This window comes from Corynebacterium kroppenstedtii DSM 44385, from assembly GCF_000023145.1.
Classification (GTDB): Bacteria; Actinomycetota; Actinomycetes; order Mycobacteriales; family Mycobacteriaceae; genus Corynebacterium; species Corynebacterium kroppenstedtii.
This window is the reverse complement of sequence record NC_012704.1, coordinates 710,318-734,914: the sequence shown is the minus strand read 5'-3', so window position 1 is coordinate 734,914 and position 24,597 is coordinate 710,318. Positions and strand designations below refer to the sequence as shown.

Sequence of the window (24,597 nt, the reverse complement as noted above, 5' to 3'; positions counted from 1 at the left end):
GAATCGTGCTCAGGCTACCACCTCCCCCCATCCCTTTCATCTTTCCTATGCTGTGTGGTGGTACAGCCTTGGTTCGTTCTCGGTTCGTTGTCACGCCAACTTCTTGTTAGGACACTGTCATGCGCATTCTTTTTCTCGGATTCGGTGGGTCCATTGCGCTCACTATGCACTCCGCATGGGACGAATTCCGCGAAAAGTTTGCTGCAGACACCGCGAGCCCTGACGACGAGAGCGCTGGGGCTGTTGATTTACGTCACCGGCCTTTCGATGCCGGGACGCTGGCAACCGCGGACGATCTTGATGCAGAACTGGCTGCTGCCGATGCTGTGTTCCTGCAAGGTCCGATGACACCGGAGGATATCGACGCTCTGGGGGCGGCCCTTGATACGGCCATCGAGGAAGCGCACAAGTCTGGGCGTGCATTCGTGGTCTCCGCATCCGTGCCTTGTGCCGACCCCATTGTTGACCGGGCAACCTCACCACGGCCAGGAATCACAGCGAGTCTGCGGGAAGCGCTCCGGCAACTCACGCCCGGTGGAATGTGCCACGCCATCCGTCTGGTCCAAACAGTCTTAGCCGGGGCTCCCGATCCCGGTTCTCTCGCACAGTCTCGCCCGCACGGCATCATTTCTCTTGACGACGATGACCTCTTGCGGGCCTGCGGATATGCCGTGAGGGCGGCCGATGGGGAAACTCCGACCGGTGGGGAAACTTCGGCCGATGGAGATGACCGCCCCCACATCGTTCACGCTCCTGAAGGCGTACGCATTGGGATTGCCGCCAGCCCTTTCCAGGTTGCCAGCCACGACACCCTCGCGGCCTCATATATCGCGAAACTCGTTGAGGCCAGTGGCGCTACAGCCATCGTGTGGGCAGGAGATCCCACCGACGTGCCCGATGGCGTCGAACCTCCACCGGCCGTGGACGCGTGGATGAACCTCACCGGTTTCACGCTTGCGGGAACGCACGCGAATCCCCGTGTCGATAATGGCGTCGAATTCCTCACGGAGACAGGCGTTCCCATGATCACCCCGGTCCCCCTCTTGCGGATGGCCTTGGACCGGTGGCAAACGTCTGATCTGCCTGGCCTGACAGCAGGGCAGGTATCAATGAATATCGCTATTCCTGAATTCGAATCAGGGCTAGCGCCGTGGGTAATCGGTGGGCGCGGCATCCCGGCCGTTGAAACCGACGACCCCGATCACGCTGCAGACCCACGCCTCGCCGTCGAGCGAATGCTCCCCGACCCCTACATGTGCGCACTCGTGGTGAACCGCACCATCAGAACCGTGGCACTTCGCCGCCTGCCCGCGGAACAACGAAAACTCTCCATCACCATTTTTGGCCACGACGCCGACGGGACAATCGGTACCGCCGCGCACCTGGATGTATTCCGCTCGCTGTGGAACTTCCTCCACCACCTCCGCGCGGAGGGCTATACCGTCGACATCCCCCAAACTCCGGAGGCCCTCGTCGATAGCCTTTTTGATTCCGACGCGGGTAACCGCAGCACGTGTCATGTCGCAGCAACATGGCCCGCCACCGAGTACAACGAGGCGTTAACGTCGTCGCAGGTCAGCCGGATCGACCGACTATGGACGCGAACCCCGGGAATGATCGACACAGACGGCCGCGAACTCTTCGTCCGCGGCGTGCGCCTTGGCAATGTGTTCATCGGCGTCCAACCGGATTTTGGCGATGTTGCCGACCCCCTCAACGTCCTCATGGCGCCCGAGGCCTCCCCCTCGCATTCTTTCGCCGCCTATTACCTCTGGCTCGAACACGAATTCAGCCACGACGTCATGCTCCACTGGGGTACCCATGGGGCTCTGGAATTCATGCCCGGGCGTTCAACCGGGCTGACCAGGGACGACTGGCCGCTGCTCCTCACCGGCAGCGTCCCGCACTCGTATTTGTACGCGATGAGCAACCCCGCTGAGGGCACGATCGCGAAACGTCGATCCTTCGCCGGTTTGGTCAGCTACCTCACTCCTCAACTTATCGACGCTGGCCTCCATGGTGCCCTGGCCGCTGCCGCCGAGGAAGCGTTCCGGCTGTTGACGTCGGCAAAGGATGGCTCGGTGGAGCTGAATGCTGACACCTATTCTGAATTGGTGACGCTGGCCGCCGAAGCTGATCTGACCGACTGTCCCCCGCCTAACAGCGCCGATGCGGGAAAGGTGGAACACGGCGAAGACGACGGTTCGCATAACCCCTGGCACGAATGGGTCAGTCACGTTTCCGCTATCGCAGAGCGAATCCGCCGTACCCCTATTCCAGAAGGTCTCCACACACTCGGCGAACCTCTCAGCCAGGACAAAACCGCGCGGATACTGAGCCTCGCCTGCACTTATCCGTTGGCGACGTCCGATCCACTTGCTGATCACCTGGACGAAGAACACATCACGGAGGCCGTCGACGCTGTCGTCAATGATGATTTCGCGCGATTCACTTCGCTCGTGGCGGGCGCATTCGATAATGACGCGAAGACCACAAGCGACGCGAAGACCGCAAACGGCTCAGAGCCCGCAAACGCAACCCCAGCGTCGTGGTTCCGACACCTCCGTCGGCTCCACTCCCAGTTAACGTCCTCGAAGGAAACCGATGGCCTCCTCGCTGCGCTATCCGGGGCGTACATCCCACCCGCGCCCGGCGGAGAACCCGCGTCACGCCCCGAATCGCTCCCCACCGGCCGGAACACACATGGCGCCGACCCAGCCACCATGCCCACCCCCACCGCGGCCCGGCGCGGCGCCGCCACCGCCGACGCACTCGTCGAACAATTACGGCAGGAAGAAGGCCACTACCCCGAATCTATCGCCATGGTGATCTGGGGAATGGACAACGTCAAAACCAATGGCGAGGGCATCGCGCAAGCATTTCACCTGATCGGGGCAGAGCCTCTCACCGATGAACGGGGACGCGTGAGCCGATTCCGGATCGTTCCCCTCGATGAGCTGGGCCGCCCCCGCGTCGACGTCGTCTGCACCATGTCGGGCGTCGGTCGCGACCTTCTTGCGGGCCCCATGGAACTGCTTGACGACGCTATCCACGCGATCGCGTCGCTACCCGAAGAACCAGAGGACAACCCCGTCCGCGCCCACGCCATGCAACAGGCGGAAGAGCTTGGCCTGGACCTGGATTCGGCCGCGAACCGCATTTATGCGACCGCGCCGGGCAATTATGGGACCGGCGTCAACAAGCTCGTGCAGTCGTCGGAGTGGGATGACAATTCCGATTTGGCCGAGGTGTATCTGCATCGCATGGGTCACGCGTGGGGCAAGCACGTTAAGGGCAAAGAGAACCGGGCCCTCCTCGAGTCCAGTTTGTCTCGCGTTTCCGCCACATTCCAGAATGTGGATTCGACGGAGATTTCATTGGCCGGCGTCGACCATTATTTCGAGTTCCTGGGCGGGGTGTCCAGCGTCGTCGAGACGGTTTCGGGTGCGCGCCCGTCCGCGAAGGTTTCTCACGCGTGGCAGCATGAGACCAATGTTGAGTCTCTGGATGATGCGATGAGGTTGGAGTCGCGGACGCGTCTGCTCAATCCCGCCTGGTATGAGGCACAGCTCAGGCACGGTTATCAGGGTGTGGCGAACATCCGGTCCCGTTTTGAGAACACGTTCGGTATGCAGGCTACGGCCCGCGTCGTCGATAATTGGGTTTTTGACCGAACTGCGTCCACATTTATTACCGACGATGACATGCGCGATCGGTTAGCCGAGCACAATCCTGCGGCCGTTCTCTCAATGACGGAGCGTCTGCTTGAGGCCGCGGACCGTGGTCTGTGGGAGGCGGACGATGATGTGCTTGACCAGTTGGAAGATATTTCAGATAGCCTGGATGCGACCGTCGAAGGTGTTACTCCGATGTCTTCCGCCCGGCACTAACGCGAATCGTAGGTAACCGAATGAACCGCGTCTATCCGTTTACACACATCCACGGACAAGATGAGCTCAAAGAAGCACTGATCCTCTGCGCCATCAATCCCGGTATCGGCGGCGTGCTCGCTTTCGGAGACCGAGGAACAGGGAAAACGACGACGGTCCGCGCATTAGGGCAATTGCTGTCACAACATGGTGAAGGTTCGTCCGGACACACACCGGTTATCGACGTCCCCCTCGGCGTGACTGAAGACCGCCTGATCGGATCGCTCGATATCGACGCCGCACTCACCACTGGCGAGGCGCGGTTCCGCCCGGGATTATTGGCCGACGCCAACAATGGGTTCCTCTATATCGACGAAATTAATCTGCTCGACGACCACTTGGTGGATGTCTTGCTCGATGTCGCGGCGTCCGGGGTCAACATTGTGGAGCGCGACGGCATTAGTCACACGCACCCGGCGCGATTTGTGCTGGTGGGGTCGGGCAATCCTGAAGAGGGCGATTTACGGCCACAATTGCAGGACCGATTCGGCCTGGCCTTGCGCGTGGACACTCTTACCGACCCGACTGAGCGTATGACTATTGTTCGCGAGCGGCTTGCCTTCGACGCTGACCCTGAGGCTTTTCTTGATGACGCCCAGGAGGAAGAGCAGGAGCTAGCCACGTCTATTGAGCAGGCGCGTGACCGCGTCCGTGATATTGAGCTCAGTGAAGATGCCGTGCTCACTGCGGTTGAGGTCTGTACCGAAACGGGATGCGTGGGGCATCGTGGCGAGCTGGTTATTACCCGTGCCGCACGTGCGCGAGCTGCGCTCCACGGTAACGACACTGTGGCCAGGGAAGATGTTGGCGCGGTGGCTCTCGCGGCGCTCCGGCACCGCGTGCCGACCGAGGCATTCGAAGCGCCGGGTGATGTTGATGCGCGGTTAACGCGCACGATTCATCAGGTATGTGAATAACTATTTTCCCGACCAATAATGAGCCCGACCAGTAACGAGAGTGACACCATGGCACATCCTGACTCTTTAGCACATGCCATTGATGCACTACAGGTATGGGTGCAGGCCCGTCCTTCGTGGCTGTTGCTCACAGGCGATTCCGTTCGCATCAACGAATCGTTAGATGTGCTGGGGGAACTTTGGGCGGACACGAAGCATGGATCAGTGATCCGTGTGAGCCCCAGCATGACGCCCGCTGACGTCACACAGGTGAGCACGTCGTTTAATCACGACCGATCCGACGTCGCGCGCGGAGACGGGAGTGCACTCGGGGACGATGTGCCCGAACGCAACGCACCCCAGCGCGATGGGCTCGTCATCATTCACAACGCTCATCTTCTTGAAGTAGATACCGCCGCAGCTGTCGCTCAACACTTTTCGTCATGCCATGTCATTTCTGCCGTGCCCGATTCACGGCAGGCCTCGACGCTCGATGAGGTACCCGCCGTCATTCTCGATCATGTCGGCCCGATCCTTTCGGCTCCCTACGCCACCGACCCTGACATGATTGCCACACTCGCGTCGCGCGACATGCCCGCTGTCGCTTCCCGCACGACCACAGTCGACGAGGTTCGTGTTACCGACGAACATGGTGATGCCGACGGCTCCGACGTCGGCACTAAAAATTCTGACACCAGGAAGGACAACGTTCAGCCTGTCAATGGTGATGATGAGCTCAGCCAATGGGTGGCCAGAGCACTCATGACGCACCTCGGGAGCCAGGCGACGCCAGGATTACTCCTCGACGCCATTTATATGGCCCATGGAGCGCGGACCCTCGGGCACGCCACGGAACACGTACACGAAGCCATCGTCGATATGTTTATCCGGCCTCGACTCCCCGAGGACGTCGACGACTCGGACTTTGACGATCACCCACGAGATAACGACGAGAACGGCGGCGACGAGAACCACGACGGAAACAGCGAAGAAGAGAATAACAAGCTGAGTAAGAACGCGAATCCGGCCGCAGCACGACCGGACGATGCCGACACCACCTCCGATGAGGAGCCTGGCGCGGATACGGCCCCCGAGGTTTCATCGCCATCGGAGAGCGACTCCGGTGACACATCGCGCGAGGAGCGCAACGATCCTCCCCACAATGACGACGCCTCCACGGGAGCGGAAGCCCGAAACACTGACCCCGTCGATAAGCCTGATGACCAGCCCTTAGCCATCCCCCACATCCCTCGACGGGGACGGACGTCAACCACGGTGTGGCCTGGGCGTCATGGGCCTCGTGGGATTTCGCACCGCGGCCGTGTTCGTCGAGTCATGCCAGCACGAACGCATGACACCGATCTCGCGATTCTTCCTACCCTTGCTGCAGCGGCGCCGTGGCAGCGATTCCGGCATCGCCACCAGGACGATCAGCGTCGGATTATCCTGACCCGCGACGACCTCCGTACGGCCCAACGCGGATCGGCCGGCGGCGAACTGGTTATCATCATTGTTGACGCATCCGGATCCATGGGCCGCGGCGCCATCCGCACGGCGAAATCCACCGCCCTGGAAGTGCTGCAATCGAGCTATCGGGACCGCAGCAAAGTCTGCATCATCGTCGCCCGAGGACATGAAGCAGCAATCGGGCTACCCGTCACCCGGAGTCTGTCACGCGCCCGACGGTGCCTCACCTCACTGCCCACCGGTGGTGGCACTCCCCTTGCCTCGGCGAGGCTTCGAGCAGCCAGTATCGCCCGACGGTTTCCGCCCGAATTAGTCCGCGTGATCGAACTATCCGACGGCCGTGCCAACGTCGGCCTCCCCCACTCACACGGCAACCCGGCCGATGACGCCGATCGGGCGAAGTATGAACTCGATGCCATGGTGTCATCAGTGACGTGCATACCTGTTTCCTCGCGGGGCCGGTCTCGACGGCGACGCCGGGCCCGCAACCGCAATCGTCGAAATTCAACCGGCACAATGAACAAACCAGCAGAATTAACTCAGGACGGCTATGCAATCCCCAACGAATCAGCCCCATCACGGAGCTACCCACGCGCCTAAACACGAAACATTCGATATCGACAGTAAGACAAATATTGACCCTAAAGGCTTTACGCGCAACGTCGATAAGTATGTCGAAACATCATTCGGTCTTTACATGGCCAGAGGAGCCGACCATCCACGGTTCGGATATATCGAAGCCTGGCTATTGCGCGAACCGGATATCCGAATTACCAAATTCCACTTTCGGCCAGAGACGAAAGCAACCGAGCCACTCACCGGCAGGCAAGAGTTTTATATCGACATCGCACACAATGCGCGTGATAGCGAGCGCCCGAGGTGGACGACCACCGACTACTACGCGGACATCGTTCTCTACAACCGCGACCCAGGCGCGGACGGCCGCTATTCCATGGAAGTCCTCGATTTAGACGAGCTCGAAGACGCCTACACGCAGGGCTTTATCACTGCCGCCGAATTGGCGCATGCTCTCTCCGTGACGGCCACCGTCGTCGACGGGCTGACAACCTACGGGGATATTGACTCCTGGTTAGAGAAATTCAATATCGCCTTGACGTGGGAAAACCCCGACGATATCTCATTGACACCTGCGCCTTAATCGTCGCTATTGGACACATTGCTTGGGCAATGTGTCCACAACAAACGGCAGCCACTGTCTGGCTCGTTGTACTAAGACTGACGGTTAAAAACGGCTAGAAGTCAGGTGCATCGCGGTGTTCAGTAATCAGGGTTGCGATCCCGAACGACAGCGTCATCCCAATTCCAGAAGCGACGACGGCCACGGTGGTGCGATCATCCGGCCGTTCGAGAACAAGGTTGGTGTCTGGGCTGTCCGCGTATCGGCCCTGCCAGCGCTGACGCACCACGGGATGCTCGATGCCGAGATATGCAGACGCATTGTCCATAAGCAGATCTGCAATGCTCTGCTGAATAAATGGTTCTGGTGATTGCGCGTAATCGTGGGAATCGCCGATAAATATTCCGCTACCACTGGAGTTGAGACCAGGAATTGCGCCGTCCGGCAAAGCAGTAGCCATAAGGTTGGCAATACATCCCACTAATTCGGGCTTTGTGTCTAATAATTCTTCACGCAGATCCGGCACACCGGGCATCGCGGCAACGCCGTCATAGCGGGCGAGCGACGTCCCCGTCAGCATCGCGAGGTCTGCGGGAATATGGTCGGGGCGGTCAATCAACGCCATGGTCAGGATGCAGGTTCTCAGCCCATTACGCTCCGCAATATCGGGGAAAATATTCCCGACATGGTGCCCGGGGCAAACAACGACTTCGTCGGCGGACAACGTGCCTCGGGAGGTATCAACCTGGCCGTCCCCCACGTGGTGAACGGCCGTGTTCCAGCTAAATTCGACGCCATTCGCGGCGAGCCATTCTGCCAGGCGCGGCGCGGCTTCCCGAGGGTTGACTCTCATATCAAGAGGTAAAAGTGCCCCACCGATGATGTCGCCAGTGCCGCTGTTTTCGGAGCCCGTGAGGCCCAGCCGTTCACACGTGTCATCCGCGCTCAAGAGGGTGACCTGCTCAGAACCGCGGTGGTCGTGGAACTGGCGGAGCACGGTCATCTCGGTCTCGCTCACAGCGGGTACGACTGTGCCGGGTTGCGCTGCCCACAAGCCAGTTTCAGCGGCGGCTGCTTTCCATCCATCACGGGAGTCTGCCGCGACATCCTGAATAGCGTCGGCTTGGGCAGTAAAGCACGCGTGGCCGAAGTTTTGGATAGATGCGCCAACCGGGCGACTAGCGCGATCAATAACGTGAACTCGTCGGCCCTGGTGGTGAGCGCGCCACGCAGTAGCTAGGCCTACGATGCCTCCGCCCGCGATAATAAGATCGGTTTTATTCCCCACTCCGTTCCCGTGAGACTGTGTTTCCTCGGCTGACCTAAACATATCCATACCCTCTATGGTGGTCGCTATTACTGAGATCTGTCGAGTTTTCTTAACCACAACACGAAAACTGTTAGTGTTCAGGCATGACGCTCCTTGTATGCGATATTGCTGGCACCACCATCGACGAAGGCGGAGTCGTGTACCGCCAATTGCGCGAAAGCGTGGAGAAACAGGGCATCACTGTCACGCCTGATCAAGTTAACCAGGTCAAGGGCACTGAGAAGCGCAGCGCGATTATCACGCTGCTGAGCTCTGGCGGTTTTACCCCGTCGGAAGAGACCATCAACACTGCATACAACGATTTCCTCGAAGGGCTGCAGACCGAATACACCAACAACCCTCCGACGCCTATCCCGGGGGTTGAAAAGCTTCTACGCGAGTTCCAGCGCAAGGGCGGAAAAGTTGCGCTGACCACCGGCTTTCAGCGGTCGATTGCCGAGATCGTCCTCTCCGCGGCTGGGTGGGGTGCCCATGCTCTGTCTATGGCCCCGGATGAAACCACCGTTTCGTCCCGACTTATCGACGACGCGGACAACGCTCCATTTTCCGTCGACGCGCTGGTAACAAGTGACACCGTACGGGCGGGGCGACCCGCGCCGTACCTCATTCATCACGCCATGGAACTCACCGGCGTGACGAACGTCGCTGAGGTGATTTCTGCGGGCGACACCACCGCTGATCTTGACGCCGCCACCAACGCGGGTGTGCGCGGAGTCGGTGTTCTCACGGGGTCATTATCACGTGATGTTTTGGAGGCCCGGCCGCACACCATCGTGCTGGAATCACTGGCTGACCTGGGCTCATCGGAATCGCTGTCGGCTCTCAATGCTGCGGGCGAAGCCGTGACCGAACTCAATGGCTAAACCGAACGGCTAAACGCGAAAATCTCGCTTCACTCCGCCGCACAGCCCGCCCCCAAACAGCCCAAACGCGTCTAAAACAGCCCTGTGATGGTTCCGTCGTCGGTGACATCGATCTCCATCGCAGCCGGGTGTTTCGGCAGCCCCGGCATCGTGAAAACTGTTCCGGTGAGAGCCACGACGAATCCAGGGCCGAGCTTGGGGATCAGCCGTTGAACATGCAGGGTGTGATTCTTCGGCGCTCCGAGCGCTGACGGATCGTCAGAAAACGAATACGGGGTCTTGGAAATACACACCGGCAACGTGTCCCACCCGTGGCGCTTCAGCTGAGCCAGGTCTTTACCGGCTTGCTGGGAATATTCCACCTGCTCAGCGCCGTAAATGTCGTGCGCAATGGTTGCGATGCTTGCCTTGACACCGTCCTGCGGGTCATAAATACGCGTCCGCGCTGCACCCGATTGGCCAGTGCCGGTCCGCACCGGCTCGTCCGCTAACGCTTCACGAACCTGGGCCACCAAGTCAGCGGCCCCTGCACCGCCTTCGCCCCACACATTCGCTACTGCAACGCGGAGTCCGTGGTCGGCCGCCCACTCCTTGATAACCGCGAGTTCCGCATCGGTATCAGTAAGGAACTTATTGACGGCCACAATCGGCTGCATTCCTAACCTCCGTAAAGATGCACAATGACGTTCCACGTTGGCCAAGCCGGACCGCACGGCCTCCACGTTCTCCTCGTTGAGGCCGCCGCGTGCCACACCGCCGTTGTATTTCAGCGACCGCGCAGTCACCACAATGACGGCCACGTCTGCGGCAAAATCGCCGGCCACCGAGGCAATATCCGTGAATTTTTCCGCACCCAAATCCGCGCCGAAACCGGCCTCTGTCACCACAACATCAGCCAATTCACGTGCTGCGTTGGTCGCGATAACGCTATTGCAACCATGCGCAATATTCGCGAATGGCCCACCGTGGATCAACGCCGGCGCTCCGCCTAATGTCTGGACAAGGTTCGGCGACAACGCATCGCGCAAGAGCGCGACAAGCGACCCCTCCACACCCAAGTCATGCACGAAGACCGGATCATTATCGCGCGTATAGCCGATGAGCATACGGCCAAGCCGCTCCCTCAAATCGGCGAGATCCCGCGCTAAGCACAGAACCGCCATCACTTCGCTGGCCGCGGTGATATCAAACCCGGCTTCGCGTGGCACGCCGCCACCTTTGCCACCCAACCCAGTGATGATGTTCCGCAGGACACGATCGTTCACGTCCAGGCACCGTCGCCACACGATCTTTCGTGGGTCAAGATTCAGCGAGTTCCCCTGCTGGACGTGATTATCGATCAGCGCGGCCAACGCATTATTAGCCGACGTGATCGCGTGCAGATCCCCCGTGAAATGCAGGTTGATGTCCTCCATGGGGACGACCTGCGAGTATCCCCCACCCGCAGCGCCACCTTTCATACCCAGCACTGGCCCCAACGACGGCTCCCGCAAAGCAGCCATCGCTTTCACACCGGCCGACGCCAACCCGTCGACCAGACCGATGAGGACAGTTGATTTGCCCTCCCCCGCGGGCGTCGGAGACATGCCCGTCACCAGGACAACCTTCCCCTTCGTTGCACTCTGTGCTAACTTTCCGACGGTCACCTTGGCCTTTGTCGTTCCATAGGGCACCGTAGCTTCTTCGGGGATGCCGGTACGCCGAGCGACGTCGGCAATAGGTTCTAAGTGATGAGCTTGAGCGATGGACACGTCGGAAGGCTGGCTGTTTTCATGACCAGACGAGGACGGATTCGAGGGTTTTTGTTCAGGTGCAGACACGGTTCCCAGAATACCTACGGCCATGCCTACCCGAGTGCGGATGAAGAAAAAGAGAGGTAACGGACACCATGGCGTGGATCATCCTGATTGTCTCTGGCCTATTCGAGACCACCTGGGCCGTAGCGCTCCACGAGTCACAGGGCTTCTCCCGGCTCGTGCCCTCCGTCATTTTCGTCATCGCCGCCGCACTCAGCATGGTGGGACTGTCGCTGGCAATGCGCGATGTCCCCGTCGGCACGGCCTATGCCGTGTGGGTATCCATTGGGGCCGTCGGCACCGTCGTATGGGGAATGGCCACGGGGCAAGAGGCCGTCTCCCTGCTCAAGATCATGTTCCTATGCATGATCATCGGCGGTGTGGCAGGACTTAAAGCGACGGGTTAGAACCTATTTCAGGATCTGTCGCCCCATGACCATGCGGCAGATCTGGTTCGTTCCCTCGTAGATCTGCGTAATTTTGGCATCGCGCATCATGCGTTCAACCGGGAAATCGCGGGTGTATCCGTAACCACCGAACAACTGCACAGCGTCCGTCGTCACCTGCATAGCGACGTCTGACGCGAAGGCTTTCGACCCCGCGGCAAGCATACCTAAGCGCTCGCCGCCCTCGGCGTGACCGCGCTCGGCATTCGACGCTGCCGTGTACACCATGAGGCGAGCAGCGTCGATCTTCATTTTCATGTCAGCAAGCATGAATTGCGTGTTTTGGAAATCGGCAATCCGACGGCCGAACTGCTCGCGCTCTTTCACGTACTTCACAGTTTGATCAAACGCCCCCTGCGCGATGCCGAGAGCCTGCGCGCCAATCGTCGGGCGCGTGTGATCCAGGGTCTCTAGGGCAGTCTTAAAGCCTGTCCCCTCGTCGCCAATAATGCGATCAGCGGGAATGCGGCAATCCTCGAAGTACAACTCAGCCGTCGGAGACCCTTTGATCCCCAGCTTCTTCTCTTTGGGGCCGACGACGAAGCCTTCATCGTCGGCGTGGACCATGAATGCGGAGATACCGTTAGCGCCTTTGTCCGGGTCGGTGACCGCCATCACGGTGTACCAGGTGGACTTGCCGCCGTTAGTGATCCAACATTTCGACCCATTGAGCACCCACGAGTCGCCATCTTTGCGAGCACGCGTCTTCATCGATCCCGCGTCGGAGCCTGCTCCTCGTTCCGACAACGCGTACGAAGCCATCTTCCCGCCGGCGATATCCGGGAGCACCTGCTGTTTCAGCTCCTCTGAGCCCTTCAAAATGAGCCCCATCGTCCCCAACTTGTTCACGGCCGGGATCAACGAGGACGAACCACACACGCGCGCGACTTCCTCAATGACGATGCACGCCATGACCGAATCCCCGCCGGCTCCGCCGTACTCCTCTGGAATGTGCACAGCGTTGAAACCCGTCTCTACCAGCGCGTCCAGGGCTTCCTGAGGAAAACGCTCATTCTCGTCGACATCAGCGGCGTGCGGGGCGATGCTTTTCTCCGCGATCTCCCGGATGGCTTCGCGCACCCCTTGGTAATCCTCCGGCAACTGGTAAAGATCAAAATCAGAGTTCAGAGCCATGACGGTTCCTCTCACACATAGAAATCGGTAAGACGCACGCCCGCGATCAGACACAGATACGCCACTTTTTTAACAACGAATGACTGTGATTTTAAAGGTTTCCGGCGATCTATGAGACATAGTTCACGTAATTGGGTGCTAATTCGGTTTTCTCCACCCAGCCTCACCATTGCCGACGGCTACACTCGGACATATGAACCACTCACCGAAGCCACAGCGACACGCACGCTCTCATGGATCGGCCCGGCGCTGCGTATTAGCCCGGCGCGGCGCCGTCTTCGCTGCACTTACGGTGAGCGCGTGTGTCCTCGCAGCATGTGGGAGCGGTACGTCCTCCACCAACACGGGATCAGAGTCGACGGTTCCTTCCGTGAGTTCACAGGCACAGGGCATCCCGTCAGAATCATCCGCCGCGCCGTCGCCGTCGCTGTCTGGTTCGTCGACAGTAGGGCCGTCGACGAAGAATGGTTCAGAACCTAACGACGCGGCAGCGCACAATGCGGCGGGTGCTGCGTCGACGGGGCGTGACGATCGGTGCCACACAGCGGATATCGCAGCGTCCCTGAAGACTGAGAGCGGAGCGGCCGGGTCCAGTTATCTCACGATCACGCTGACTAACCAGTCCGATCATTCTTGCACGTTTTATGGATATCCCGGTGTCAGTGCCGTCGGCGGGAACGATGGGCACCAGATTGGTAAGCCGGCTGATAAGGACCGCAATGCCACGGCGTCTCTGGTCACCGTTGCCCCTGGGGAGGCTGCCACTGTGACGGTCAAGAAAGCGCAGGCGGGGAATTACTCCCCGAAGTCGTGTAAGCCCCAACAGGCTCGTGGCCTGCGGATATATCCGCCTGACGAGAAGGCTGCTCTCTTTGTTGATTACCCCACCGACGCATGTTCGGGCGATACCGTGGACATGCATGTTGGGCCGATCACCAAGAAATAGGAATTTGCCGGAGCTGCCGGGGAGCTAGGCCAGTAAACGCGGCCAGTGGGGACGGCTAAGTCTTATCCAGCGGTGAGGTCATTCCATATAGCGACGGTTGGCTTCCCGCGCGAGGCTTCATAGTCGGCTTCCTGCTCAGCCCACATAGCCCAAAACTCTTTAAATCCTGGGTCGCGGTGTAGTGCCCGCTGCTGTCGACGGTGTGCATCAGCGCGCACCTCAATAGCCACGATGTCCGCATCTTCCTGGGGTTTCGGGAGCTGACCACTTCGACGCGGCCGCTGACCACTTCGCAACCGTCGCTGGTCTAACAATCTCCGACGGGCAGCGTCCATCGAAGCGGGCGTTACCGCGCCGACGCCCTCAACGATGAGCGGCTCGGCCGGATCCACAGCTACCCAGTCCCCGGGCTCGTTGGCCGTCCAATCCCACCGGCGATAACCAGCGTCGGCAAGTGCCAAAACGGAATCCGCCACGATCCGGGAGGCCTCCATGAGCCCAGACCATCCGGGATAAAACTCGTCACAGTGGATCACCCGGGCCCCGGTCATCTCTGCCAGGTATTTCGCGAGCGTTGTTTTGCCCGACCCCGACAATCCGTCGATGAGCACGGTGCTCCCCGGCCCCGCGGAAAAACAATCGGGAATCGTTCCTTGATTGACTAACCGACGTAATACGGCCGGCCCCTCGTCGGTACTGGCCACTCTGATTCCAACAGCGGAGGCTAACCGCGAAGACGTCGCTCCCGATTCGCGAAACAACCTGGTGATGTCGCTTGTCATCGCCGCCTCCGCATCATGCCCCCAAGAAGCGCAAGTATCCGGTCATCCACGCTGTCACCAGGGCCATCAGCGCGACGACGAGCGCACCGACCATCAATACCCAGTCCGGCCACCCTAGGCGTGATTCTCGAGCCCAGGTCCGGGGCCGGTCCGAGCCGAACCCGCGGGCTTCCATGGCCGTCGCCAACTTCCCGCCGCGACGAAGCGCAAGAACTAACAAGGCGAAGAAAATAGTGAGCGTACGACGAATTCGGCCCGAGTCCGCCAGGCCACGGGCACGACGAGCACGGTGCATCGCCGAATAATCACGCTCGAACAAACTCACCAAGCGCACACCGGCCACGGATCCAATGACGAATCGCTCGGGCAAATGCCAGATTTGCGCTAGACCGTCGCCAAGGTCGGTGGGGTCGGTATCAGCGGACAGGATGACTGCGGGCAGGGCGATGGCCAGGACCCTCACCATGATCGCTAGAGCTAGGGACACCGAATTGTCCGTGATGTGGGCGAATGCGAAGGATAGATATTCTTTACCCTCAGGCCGACCATAGAGCAGCATCGACACACCCGTGAGCGGCGCGAGCAAAAAAACCGGCCACCCGCGATGAATAATCCGGCCCCACCCCATCCCCAGGAACGGGGCGACCAGCAGTTCGCACACCAACGCCACACCGGCTGACACGATATCGACCGAAATGAGAAGTGGCGTTGCAATAAGAGCCATCGCGGCAATGCGAGCCGTCGGGTTGAAGTTCACACCTCGGGGCGTGGTGCGGGTCATCGCTGAACCTCCATTCCTCCCGAGGCCAACCGGACGTGGCGCACACCCAGCAGATCCACTACCAGCGGATCATGCGTGATGGCGAGCACCCCCACACCGTCGTCACTCATCTCGCGCAGCAACTCAATGAGCTGGATAAACGTGGTCCTATCCTGGCCAAACGTCGGTTCATCCGCAATCACCACGTCGGGATGGGTGGACAACACCGTCGCCACAGAGAGCCGACGTTTCTGGCCACCCGACAAGGTAAACGGATTCGCCTTGGCTAGGTTTTCTAGATGTAGGCGTCGGAGAAGTTCATCGGCACGGCGCTCACCAACATCAGGATCAATCCCACACACCCGGGGGCCGACGAGCAATTCGTCGCGGACGGTGCGCGCCACAAATTGGTGCTCAGGGTCCTGGAACACGGTCCCGATGCGCTGCGCTAAGGCCCTCGACGACCACTCCATCGGGTTTTTACTGGCGTCACGCTTTCTATGGATTGCTACCGACGCGGCCTTGCCGGCCGTTTCCCTGGCGATGAGTGCTGATGCATCGATGTCGCCCTCCACCGGCGCCAACAGCCCGGCGAGCGTCAAGGCAACAGTTGTTTTACCGGCACCGTTGGGCCCGGTGATGACCGTCGGCTCGGGAGTCACGTCAAGCGAGATGCCGGTGTTTACCGCGCGACCATCCCAGCCGACGGCCAGGTCATGCGTCCGGAGCAGCGTGTTCGTCGATGACGCCCCACGGCCCTCGCCTGCTTCACCCGACACAGCGCGGTGCTGGTCAGACACAGCGCGCTGCTGGTCAGACCCAGCGTGGTCCTGACGCTTTCGTCGCCACGAATTAGCAAGCGGCAGAGGAACGTCGGGAATCCACACTCCATCATGCGCGAGCTGCTCCCCCATCATGCGAATAACCTCGTCGGTGGGACCGTCGGCACGAATCGCGGAATCCCCCACCACCATGATCCGGTCAACAACATCGCGCCAGACGTCGACGCGGTGCTCGACGATGACGACTGTTGCGCCGGTGCTCTCGGCGGCGGCGATCACGGCTTTGCGGACATCGGCCACGCCCTCAGGGTCGATATTCGCGGTGGGCTCATCCAAGAGGATCAAGCCGGCACCCATGGCCAGGACACCAGCGAGAGCCAAGCGCTGCTTCTGCCCGCCGGAGAGCTGCTCGGTGGGGTGCTCAAGGGGAACAGTGAGCCCGACGAGGTCACGAGCCCACCGGACACGCTCCCAGATTTCCGCACGCGGGAAACCCAAGTTCTCGCAGCCGAAGGCAATATCGTCGCCAACCCGCGAGGAAATGACCTGCGAATCGGGGTCCTGCAGCACCAGGCCGACCTGCCCGCGGACACTGCGAGCATCCACCCCGTTTATGAGCAATCGACCGGCGTAATCGCCGTCATCCGAGTCGCCGAGGACCCCGGCCATCCCCGCCATCAGCGTCGACTTCCCCGAGCCTGATGTGCCGAGGAGCAGGACTTTCTCGCCTGGCTCGATGCGAAAATTCACATCGGCTAATGCCGGTTGCCGACGCCCCGCGTGCCGCCAACCGAAGCTCTCGGCCACTACCCGCGCGGGCGTCCGAACGTCGTCGTGTACGTGCGCCACTAGACCAGCTCAGTGCTTTCCCGCCCAGCAGCGAACCGGTCCAACGCACCCGCACGAGCGAGCGCCCGGACCAGGAAGAAGCCCAGAGCACCGGCAAGAATGGCACCCGACACGGACAGGGAGACAAGGTAGATCAGGTTGTATTGGACTGACCGGGCATAGTTTCCCGACGCCCATTCGTAGCACCACTCGATGACCGACGCGCCCACCCCGGACAGCATGGCGACGGTCAAGGTGTAGCGGGCGTACATGAACGCCATGAAGACGAGTTCGGCGCCGATCCCCTGAGCCAAACCGGAATACACCGTGGTGATCCCCCACTGGTTGCCCAGTACCGCAGAGATGATGGCGGCGATGACTTCCACCATGATCGCGGCACCCGGCTTGCGTATGATCAGGCCACCCAACACGCCGCCGAGCAACCAAACCCCGGTCACGAGGCCACCAAAACCGGGCAAAAGCGACTCGATAGCGCTGTACCATGCGCCACCCAGGCCGTTCCAGACCCAGAAAATTAAGCCCGTCGCCACGCCCAACACGGCGGCCGTAATGATGTCGACGACCCTCCACCGTCGGGCAGGACGCGCGTTACCAGTATTTTTATCTTTCCTCACAGCTTTACTCCCTATCGCCGGTATAACCCGGATCAGGTTCATACGGTCAACATTCTTCCCCGGCACGTGATATCCGTTCGCGATATCGGCACGACGACGATATCCGCGCGGTGAAGGAAAAGTGTTTTCTCAGCCCTCTATGCTGGGCTCCCGCGAAGTACTGATCTGAGGATAACACTCAGGTTATGCTGAGTTTATGACGTCATCTGCTGAAGATCCCTCGACCACCCCGTGGGGAACGTCCGATTCTCCCCTGGACTGCCCAGATGTTGCCATTGTTTTCGAAGGTGGCGGAATGCGGAATAGTTACACCGTTGGTGCAGTTCAGGCGCTCATTGACCACAAGGTTAACCCGGGGTGGGTCGGCGGAATATCAGCAGGAACAACGCATGTTGTCAATTTCCTCATTAAGAATCGGACGAGAGCTAAAGCATCTTTTGTGGATTTTGTTGAGGACCCACGATTCGGAGGATGGAAAACTTTCGCTAAAGGCAAAGGATATTTCAATACTGAATTTATCTACACCGAATCCGTTATGCCTGGCGAAATAGCCGAGATGGATTTCGACGCCTTTATGAAAAGTTCTCCCGAATTCGCTATCGGCGCACTACGTGCCGATACCGGGGATATGACATGGTGGCGACGCGACGACGTTCAGACGCTGGAACAGTTATCTGCCTACACCCGCGCATCCTCAACAATTCCGTTCTTTATGCCGGTGACCCATGTTGACGGGCATGACTATTACGACGGCGCAATGGGACCGACGGGCGGATTTGCCTATGATGCTGCCATCGAGGACGGTTATTCTAAATTCCTCTTCATCCTTACTCGTCCGAAGTCTTTTCGACGGGAACCCATGTCACAGGCCCGTCTGATTCGGAGTTACTTCCGCAAACAACCTGCTGTTGCAGAAGCTATTCTTCAGCGCGCAGAACATTACAACCGCTCCAAAGAAAAAATAGCGCAATGGGAAAAAGAAGGACGGGCAATGGTGTTCTATCCCGACCAGATGCCTGTCCACAACAAAGAGCGGAACGTGGAGAAATTGCAGAAGTCCTATGAAATGGGCGTTGACCAGGTAGTACGCGAATGGCCACGGTGGGAGGAATTCTTACGCGGGTAGGCCGCAAACCGGTTCACTCCCACGGGCCAAGGCTTATTTCCAGGTTTGCCTTTCCAGTCCGCCGAGGAGCAACTCTAAGCCGTAGGAATATTCGGCAATATCATCATGCTCGGTAAATTCCTCCACAATATCGTGAACAAACGGAAACTCCACTGGGTCTAATTGTTCCCACTCGTTAATTTGAGCATGCATATCTTCTTCAGCTTCAGCTGGATCCAAGTTTTTATGCCCTGTGTGGCTCGATGCTTCCGCACCAATTCCCGATGCATAATTGACGACGGCGTTGGTGGCGAATAATTCTTCGCGTTTATGTAAACCAAGCCGTTGAATTTGTCGGCCAATCAGTTCCCAAAACCGGAGCGCATACCACTGGTCGGGGCCATTATTCATTAATTGAAGGGCGAGCCAACGGTGCTCAATCATTTGTTCAAAAAGGCACAATAATAAGCGTCGAATCTGAGCCAAGGCCTCAGCCGCTACGTCACTCGTCGAGGGATGAGGTTCAGCAAAGGACACTTCAGAGAAAGCGTCTGGCGCCAGTAGTCCGTGCTGCTCAAGTTCTTCACTCTTTGCGATCGCTCTGCGGATGAGTTCATCCGACACCATGGCGAGAAGTTGATCTTTTCCGCTGGCGTACCAGTACAAACTCGCCACACCGGCGTCGAGTTCGGACGCAATCTTGCGCAAGGTCAGTTTGTCCGCGCCATCACGGTCCAGAAGCGCAATTGCCACGCGAATGATGGATTCCTCTGACAGCACCGCGCGGCGGGCCGATCGGCGTGCCGATGGTCGTTGCACCGAGGGAGGCAGCTTTTTACCTGGTGAACGCTTCCGATCGGTTGTCTTTTCGCTGCTGGGCATGTCTCGATCGTATCAGCCGGCCTCTCCCCTTGACACCAAACGAACGTCGTTCTATATTCGAACACAATTCGAGTAACCGAACGTCATTCGATAAGGATCGCTACCGATAGCGCTCGCCCCTCCGAATGCGGTACTCGATCAGTCTTTTCACGAATCTGTTCCATGAACACGAAGTCACAACCACGAACAAAGGGCACTCATGACAACCATCACGGCTCCTCCTCGCGAGGACAGAAAAGCTCAATCGCTACTCGAAGCGTGGCCGGCTCTCCTCGGCCTCTGCCTCACGATGCTCGTCGAAATGCTCGACAACTCAATCCTGAACATCGCCCTCCCCGTCATCGGCCGCGACCTCGGCTCCACCTCCACCGGTCTGCAATGGATCGTCAGCGCCTATTCACTCACCTTCGGCGCGTTCCTCATGGTCGGCGGCACCCTGGGAGACAGACTCGGCCGTCGTCGAACTTTATTGTGGGGCCTGGCCCTCTTCGGTCTCGCGGGATTATGTGTGATGTTCTGCCACACCACAGGCCAGCTCATCGCCATCCGTGCATTATCGGGTGCCTTCGCCGCCGGCATTGCGCCACTGACCATGTCTCTAGTTTTTAGATTGTTTGATGACGACGCCCTGCGCGGAAAAGCCATCGGCGTGATCATCACCGTATCGATGGCGGGCTTCGCTATCGGACCCGTGCTGTCAGGTTTGGCCGTCGAAAACTGGGACTGGCATTGGCTGCTGATGCTCAATGCTCCGACAGCGTTAATCGCCTGGTTAGGCGTCTACTTTGGACTAGCCCACGACGACACACAAGCGAAAAAGAGTGGCCCGATCGACTTCGCCGGCGCCATCTTCTCCGGGTTAGCCGTCAGCCTGTTGCTCTATGCGTTGACGAACGGTGCAGAACTCGGGTGGGGTGCTCCGCGAACCCTAATGTCCCTTGGCGGATCCGTTCTCGCGCTCGTCGCCTTCATCTGGCGGGAACACACAGCTAAAGACCCGATGCTGGACCTGTCATTCTTCCGGATCCCTACCCTGACCGGCTCGGCTATCCTGCAGGTCGCAACTCAGCTGGCCATGGCGGCGGTCATGTTCGCGTCGGCCGAACTGTACCAATACGCCTGGGGATGGCGGCCGTGGGTTGCGGGCGTAGCAAACCTGCCGTTCGTCATTGGCATGCTGGCCGCTGGGCCCGTCGTCGACAAGATGGTTGAAAAGTATGGACAGCGTTTTACCTGTGCCGTTGGTACCGCATTCGTCCTGGTCAGCCTGGTTGTGTGGTGGGTCGGCGTCGGCACGAACTACGCCTGGTGCGCGACCGGAATGCTGCTCATGACCATCGGTATGCGGACCGTGATGACCACGGCTGCTGTGGGATTGATTGGTTCGCTGCCCGAAGAGCACACCTCGATCGGCGCGGCACTGAACGACACCGCGCAGGAGCTCGGCAACTCGATCGGTGTTGCGGTTATCGGTACTGTCATGGCGATCGTGGTTGGTGTGGACCTTCCGCATGGTGCATGGAGCGACGCCGTCGTTGACACATTCGTTCACTCGCAGCGCATCGCCTTCACGATTATTGCTGGGTTGCTCACGGTTACCGCAGCTATCGGACTACGGACGCTCAGCAATTCACATGACACCGAAGGGCTGTAGCCGGCTATAGGGAAAGTGGCGATCGGGTGCAGCAAGGGGGTGGAAAACAGCCGGCGGGGGTTGTCCGTCGGCTCCCTGGGTAGAGAAGATAAATACATGACCGCACCGGAACCGAAAACCCTTCCCCTGCCTTCACTTGAACAGACTGTCGCAGCGCTCGTGTCCGCTGCTCGTGCCGTCGCACCCGCGGACGTCGTGGACACCACGCGCACCGCGGGTTCAGCTTTCTTGCAGCATTCGGGGCCAGAAGTCCAAGCCAAACTTGAAAAATTCGCGGCCACAGAGCGAGAGGCGGGCCGGAGTTGGTTTTCAGCGGAATGGTTGCGCAGCTACCTCTCCACGCGCACCTCATTGCTTCACAGTACGAATGTGTCGTTCCAGATCAACTCGGGATTTTTGCCCTCTACCCCGGGCGTCGGCCGGGCAGCGGAGTTCATCTACCGCGCCGCAACCATTCACCTCGACCAAGCCCGAGGCACCACTCCTCAGGAAACCGATGCCCGCGGAAACCCCACCACGATGGACCAATGGCAGTGTTTTGATGGCGGAATACGCCACCCACAGCCCGACTTCGACACAATTCATCGCTCCGAATTGGGTGACCGCGATCGAGAAATAGGCGTGTTCTGGGCAGGGCGACTCTTCGCCGTGCCCGTAACCAATCATGACGGAGCGCTCCGTGATATCGACTCCCTCGCAGAGTCGATCACCGCAATTATTCACCCCGACGCAGACAAACCTGCATTACGTGAGCAAACCGCTGTTGACCTCGGTTTTGCCGTACCGTCAGCCGTCGGTAGCGAGACTCTTGCCCCGATCCTGGAGCAAGCACTCAAGCAACCCCACAACCAACACACCTACCGACGCCTGACGAATTTCCTCTTCACCGTGACCCTGACCGACGAGGCACGTGACGACGCAGACCATCTCCGCCGCTCCGCATTCGAGCCGGGACACAGTTGGGCATACAAACCGATCAGCTATGAGATAAGCCTGGCCGACTCCTGGTTGAGCCTAAACGTGGAACATTCCACTGTGGACGGCGCGACGCTGGTCACAGCGGTACGGCGGATGCATGATGTCACTGTTCCCGCGTCCGTGTCTGCTTCCCCGGAACCGGTCGCGCCACCGGAAGAGTTGACCTGGAAATGGTCGGGTGAGGACATCTCTACTCTTAAAGAAGCTGCGGAAGGCGTGTCCCAGGATCTCACCGACATAGCCACGCATATCGTGACAGTCCCCCACCCACCTGCCGATCAGCTTCCCTTCCGAATTAGTGCCGACGCCGCGCAACAACTCATTTTGACGATCGCGCAACTCAAGACCTACGGCCGGGCGCGAGGAGTGTACGAAGCCGTTGACATGCGTGAATACCGCGCCGGGCGTACTGAGTGTTTGCGCGCGGTCACTCCACAAGCTGTGGAATTCGCGTCGCTTTTGCTTGGTGGAGAGGCAACGCGCCAGGATCTTGACGATGTCCTCGGCGCCCATCGAGCGTGGGTCAAGGCGTGCAAGCGTGGGGCCGGCGTCGATCGCCACCTTTTGGGTCTCCGGTTTACGGCCGCCGCTATGGAAGAAGCAGGCAAAGAGCTCACCGGGACAGGGTTTCTAACCGACCCGGGTGTTGCTGCAACGACATATGATTTCCTTTCCACCACGTCGATTGGTGGGGCCGATTATTTCGTGCGCTATGCCTTTGTTCCCAGTGTGCCGGAGGGTTTTGGGATCAGCTATACACCCCAGCCCGAGTCCTTCGAGTATTGCGTGACATGGCATCCTTCACGCGCTGATCAGCCTGATGATTTCCTTCGCGCGCTTCCACAGGCATCGGATCTGTTGTGGTCTTTTGTCACGTCGCTCCATGAATAAGGGTGCTAGAACACCGGGACTGTAACGGTCCCGTATCAATAATTGGTCATAACACTAAATAGAGGGGTATACGCGCCCACTTTTGGTGAACTAACTACTAAACTTGTTTCCGGCGATTGCCCTAACAATCTGGACTTAGAACTCAGGAGACTTATTCGTGTCAACGTCATTCATCTATAGAGATCCTTTTACCCACATTAAGCATCAGGTTTCTGCTCCAGACGCCGCCACCTATGTGGTCGTTAAGAATAACGGTGAAAAGAAATCAGATAGTGACGTACTCGGCTTTTTTGATAACTACGACGGAGCACGCGAAGCAGTCATGGCGGAGCTGAATAAAGAACTCCAACAGCCCACCGGTGATCGCGAAGTGTTAGTCACTCATACGAAACTCTATAACCCCATGGCGTGAGATTGGCATAGCTTTCCTTCAGGATCCAGTGGCACACCACTCCGCTCGGATCCGATGACGAACTGCTAGCTGTGTTTCGACGCTGAACATATCCCGACGCTGTCCGCTTTTCGACGCTGCGGTTCAGCCCTCGTTCACCACTCACTCATGTGTGCGCCGACAATGGTGCGCAATAAAAGTGAATCGCTACCCTCGGGAAAAATGGCGTATTACAGTGGGCGTATTAGTGGTATAGAACAGCGAAGTATAAGAAATAAAAGAAGAGGGATCATGCGTTCATTACGCCGCCGAAGCCGTATTGCCTCACTACTCACCGTGGGCGCTGTCAGCAGTGCACTCGTTCTCAGCGGATGCACGGTCGATGAGGATTCTGACCAGTCATCCGAGGACACAACCTCAGCAACCACCACTGCGTCTCAGCAGTCGTCATCATCCGAAACGAGCACGTCAGAGTCGTCTCAACCGAGCGATTCTCAGGACAACGACGCTCACCAAGGGATGGATCATTCCATGGACGGCGGTGCCGCACCGGAAGGCATCACGGTTGATGCTCACCCTACCTACCCCGTCGGTAGCACTGTCACGTTGACCGCTGACCATATGAAGGGCATGAAGGGCGCGAAGGCCACGATCGCGGGAGCGTTCTCCACGTACACGTATGAAGTGGATTACACCCCGACCGATGGCGGCAAGCCGGTGAAAAACCACAAGTGGGTCGTTCAGCAAGAAATAAAAGATGCTGGCACCGAAAGAATTCCTGATGGCACCGAAGTCACTATCGAAGCAGACCATATGAAAGGAATGAAGGGCGCCAAAGGAAAGATTGTGTCCTCTACTGACCAAACTGTGTACATGGTGAATTATGAAGCCGACGGCATGAAAGTCACCAACCACAAGTGGGTCGTCGAGGACGAGATCAAGCCCGCTAACAACTAATCTCCAT

The 24,597-nt window shown here is 59.0% G+C and carries 20 protein-coding genes; 12 read left to right on the top strand and 8 right to left on the bottom strand.

Annotation, left to right across the window (positions count from 1 at the left end; all coding sequences use genetic code 11):
• Nucleotides 1-119: 119 nt before the first annotated feature.
• Genes bchH through CKROP_RS03035 form a run of 4 tightly spaced genes read left to right on the top strand, consistent with a single transcriptional unit; the run spans nucleotide 120 to nucleotide 7,451 of the window.
• Nucleotides 120-3,890 (top strand): magnesium chelatase subunit H, encoded by a 3,771-nt coding sequence (gene bchH / locus CKROP_RS03050; protein WP_012731273.1) that lies wholly within the window; start codon nucleotides 120-122, stop codon nucleotides 3,888-3,890.
• Nucleotides 3,891-3,910: 20 nt separating this feature from the next.
• Entirely contained in the window at nucleotides 3,911-4,846 is a 936-nt protein-coding gene (locus CKROP_RS03045) for a magnesium chelatase ATPase subunit I (protein ID WP_012731272.1), read from the top strand.
• 48 nt (nucleotides 4,847-4,894) lie between these two features.
• The gene (locus CKROP_RS03040) at nucleotides 4,895-6,892 is read left to right on the top strand and encodes a VWA domain-containing protein (protein WP_012731271.1); all 1,998 of its coding nucleotides are present in this window, start codon (nucleotides 4,895-4,897) and stop codon (nucleotides 6,890-6,892) included.
• On the top strand, nucleotides 6,843-7,451 hold the full coding sequence (locus tag CKROP_RS03035) for a DUF402 domain-containing protein (protein WP_041628773.1): 609 nt from the start codon (nucleotides 6,843-6,845) through the stop codon (nucleotides 7,449-7,451). Before CKROP_RS03040 ends, CKROP_RS03035 begins: the two co-directional genes overlap by 50 nt.
• Nucleotides 7,452-7,545: 94 nt before the next feature.
• On the opposite strand, the gene CKROP_RS03030 is transcribed toward CKROP_RS03035, so the two are convergent.
• Nucleotides 7,546-8,760 (bottom strand): TIGR03364 family FAD-dependent oxidoreductase, encoded by a 1,215-nt coding sequence (locus CKROP_RS03030; RefSeq protein ID WP_012731269.1) that lies wholly within the window; start codon nucleotides 8,758-8,760, stop codon nucleotides 7,546-7,548.
• A gap of 83 nt (nucleotides 8,761-8,843) precedes the next feature.
• Here CKROP_RS03030 and CKROP_RS03025 point away from each other — a divergent pair, with 83 nt between their 5' ends.
• On the top strand, nucleotides 8,844-9,623 hold the full coding sequence (locus tag CKROP_RS03025; RefSeq protein WP_012731268.1) for an HAD hydrolase-like protein: 780 nt from the start codon (nucleotides 8,844-8,846) through the stop codon (nucleotides 9,621-9,623).
• Between the two features lie 71 nt (nucleotides 9,624-9,694).
• Here CKROP_RS03025 and CKROP_RS03020 read toward each other — a convergent pair whose 3' ends face one another.
• A complete protein-coding gene (locus tag CKROP_RS03020) occupies nucleotides 9,695-11,467 on the bottom strand; it encodes a formate--tetrahydrofolate ligase (RefSeq protein ID WP_012731267.1) in 1,773 nt (590 codons plus the stop codon).
• Nucleotides 11,468-11,511: 44 nt separating this feature from the next.
• Here CKROP_RS03020 and CKROP_RS03015 point away from each other — a divergent pair, with 44 nt between their 5' ends.
• Entirely contained in the window at nucleotides 11,512-11,826 is a 315-nt protein-coding gene (locus CKROP_RS03015) for a DMT family transporter (protein ID WP_012731266.1), read from the top strand.
• A gap of 3 nt (nucleotides 11,827-11,829) precedes the next feature.
• On the opposite strand, the gene CKROP_RS03010 is transcribed toward CKROP_RS03015, so the two are convergent.
• Nucleotides 11,830-12,999: an acyl-CoA dehydrogenase gene (locus CKROP_RS03010; RefSeq protein ID WP_012731265.1), complete on the bottom strand. Its 1,170-nt coding sequence runs from the start codon at nucleotides 12,997-12,999 to the stop codon at nucleotides 11,830-11,832.
• Between the two features lie 193 nt (nucleotides 13,000-13,192).
• Here CKROP_RS03010 and CKROP_RS03005 point away from each other — a divergent pair, with 193 nt between their 5' ends.
• Nucleotides 13,193-13,945, top strand: coding sequence for a DUF4232 domain-containing protein (locus CKROP_RS03005; protein ID WP_012731264.1), 753 nt, complete (start codon nucleotides 13,193-13,195; stop codon nucleotides 13,943-13,945).
• A gap of 62 nt (nucleotides 13,946-14,007) precedes the next feature.
• Here the strand turns inward: CKROP_RS03005 and CKROP_RS03000 are convergent, their stop codons facing one another.
• From CKROP_RS03000 to CKROP_RS02985, 4 genes are read right to left on the bottom strand one after another with little or no spacing between them, the layout of a single operon-like run.
• Nucleotides 14,008-14,727: a hypothetical protein gene (locus CKROP_RS03000; RefSeq protein ID WP_012731263.1), complete on the bottom strand. Its 720-nt coding sequence runs from the start codon at nucleotides 14,725-14,727 to the stop codon at nucleotides 14,008-14,010.
• A 13-nt stretch (nucleotides 14,728-14,740) separates the two neighbouring features.
• The gene (locus CKROP_RS02995; RefSeq protein ID WP_012731262.1) at nucleotides 14,741-15,508 is read right to left on the bottom strand and encodes an energy-coupling factor transporter transmembrane component T family protein; all 768 of its coding nucleotides are present in this window, start codon (nucleotides 15,506-15,508) and stop codon (nucleotides 14,741-14,743) included.
• Nucleotides 15,505-17,118, bottom strand: coding sequence for an ABC transporter ATP-binding protein (locus CKROP_RS02990; protein ID WP_012731261.1), 1,614 nt, complete (start codon nucleotides 17,116-17,118; stop codon nucleotides 15,505-15,507). Before CKROP_RS02990 ends, CKROP_RS02995 begins: the two co-directional genes overlap by 4 nt.
• Entirely contained in the window at nucleotides 17,118-17,732 is a 615-nt protein-coding gene (locus CKROP_RS02985; RefSeq protein ID WP_012731260.1) for an ECF transporter S component, read from the bottom strand. The genes CKROP_RS02990 and CKROP_RS02985 overlap by 1 nt, the downstream gene beginning before the upstream one ends.
• 196 nt (nucleotides 17,733-17,928) lie before the next feature.
• On the opposite strand from CKROP_RS02985, the gene CKROP_RS02980 reads away from it, so the two are divergent.
• Nucleotides 17,929-18,858, top strand: a complete 930-nt coding sequence (locus CKROP_RS02980; protein ID WP_012731259.1) for a patatin-like phospholipase family protein — start codon at nucleotides 17,929-17,931, stop codon at nucleotides 18,856-18,858.
• A gap of 33 nt (nucleotides 18,859-18,891) precedes the next feature.
• Here the strand turns inward: CKROP_RS02980 and CKROP_RS02975 are convergent, their stop codons facing one another.
• Nucleotides 18,892-19,719, bottom strand: coding sequence for a TetR/AcrR family transcriptional regulator (locus CKROP_RS02975; RefSeq protein ID WP_012731258.1), 828 nt, complete (start codon nucleotides 19,717-19,719; stop codon nucleotides 18,892-18,894).
• A gap of 199 nt (nucleotides 19,720-19,918) precedes the next feature.
• On the opposite strand from CKROP_RS02975, the gene CKROP_RS02970 reads away from it, so the two are divergent.
• From CKROP_RS02970 to CKROP_RS02955, 4 genes are all read left to right on the top strand, one after another.
• Nucleotides 19,919-21,373, top strand: a complete 1,455-nt coding sequence (locus CKROP_RS02970; protein WP_012731257.1) for an MFS transporter — start codon at nucleotides 19,919-19,921, stop codon at nucleotides 21,371-21,373.
• A gap of 96 nt (nucleotides 21,374-21,469) precedes the next feature.
• A complete protein-coding gene (locus CKROP_RS02965) occupies nucleotides 21,470-23,242 on the top strand; it encodes a choline/carnitine O-acyltransferase (protein ID WP_041628771.1) in 1,773 nt (590 codons plus the stop codon).
• 157 nt (nucleotides 23,243-23,399) lie between these two features.
• A complete protein-coding gene (locus CKROP_RS02960) occupies nucleotides 23,400-23,654 on the top strand; it encodes a hypothetical protein (RefSeq protein ID WP_012731255.1) in 255 nt (84 codons plus the stop codon).
• Between the two features lie 270 nt (nucleotides 23,655-23,924).
• A complete protein-coding gene (locus CKROP_RS02955; RefSeq protein ID WP_012731254.1) occupies nucleotides 23,925-24,590 on the top strand; it encodes a YdhK family protein in 666 nt (221 codons plus the stop codon).
• Nucleotides 24,591-24,597: the final 7 nt, after the last annotated feature.

Coding starts and splice junctions, on each gene's coding strand:
- bchH (WP_012731273.1), top strand. CDS start 120: ATGCGCATTCTTTTTCTCGGATTCGGTGGGTCCATTGCGCTCACTATG.
- CKROP_RS03045 (WP_012731272.1), top strand. CDS start 3,911: ATGAACCGCGTCTATCCGTTTACACACATCCACGGACAAGATGAGCTC.
- CKROP_RS03040 (WP_012731271.1), top strand. CDS start 4,895: ATGGCACATCCTGACTCTTTAGCACATGCCATTGATGCACTACAGGTA.
- CKROP_RS03035 (WP_041628773.1), top strand. CDS start 6,843: ATGCAATCCCCAACGAATCAGCCCCATCACGGAGCTACCCACGCGCCT.
- CKROP_RS03030 (WP_012731269.1), bottom strand. CDS start 8,760: ATGTTTAGGTCAGCCGAGGAAACACAGTCTCACGGGAACGGAGTGGGG.
- CKROP_RS03025 (WP_012731268.1), top strand. CDS start 8,844: ATGACGCTCCTTGTATGCGATATTGCTGGCACCACCATCGACGAAGGC.
- CKROP_RS03020 (WP_012731267.1), bottom strand. CDS start 11,467: ATGGCCGTAGGTATTCTGGGAACCGTGTCTGCACCTGAACAAAAACCC.
- CKROP_RS03015 (WP_012731266.1), top strand. CDS start 11,512: ATGGCGTGGATCATCCTGATTGTCTCTGGCCTATTCGAGACCACCTGG.
- CKROP_RS03010 (WP_012731265.1), bottom strand. CDS start 12,999: ATGGCTCTGAACTCTGATTTTGATCTTTACCAGTTGCCGGAGGATTAC.
- CKROP_RS03005 (WP_012731264.1), top strand. CDS start 13,193: ATGAACCACTCACCGAAGCCACAGCGACACGCACGCTCTCATGGATCG.
- CKROP_RS03000 (WP_012731263.1), bottom strand. CDS start 14,727: ATGACAAGCGACATCACCAGGTTGTTTCGCGAATCGGGAGCGACGTCT.
- CKROP_RS02995 (WP_012731262.1), bottom strand. CDS start 15,508: ATGACCCGCACCACGCCCCGAGGTGTGAACTTCAACCCGACGGCTCGC.
- CKROP_RS02980 (WP_012731259.1), top strand. CDS start 17,929: ATGACGTCATCTGCTGAAGATCCCTCGACCACCCCGTGGGGAACGTCC.
- CKROP_RS02975 (WP_012731258.1), bottom strand. CDS start 19,719: ATGCCCAGCAGCGAAAAGACAACCGATCGGAAGCGTTCACCAGGTAAA.
- CKROP_RS02970 (WP_012731257.1), top strand. CDS start 19,919: ATGACAACCATCACGGCTCCTCCTCGCGAGGACAGAAAAGCTCAATCG.
- CKROP_RS02965 (WP_041628771.1), top strand. CDS start 21,470: ATGACCGCACCGGAACCGAAAACCCTTCCCCTGCCTTCACTTGAACAG.
- CKROP_RS02955 (WP_012731254.1), top strand. CDS start 23,925: ATGCGTTCATTACGCCGCCGAAGCCGTATTGCCTCACTACTCACCGTG.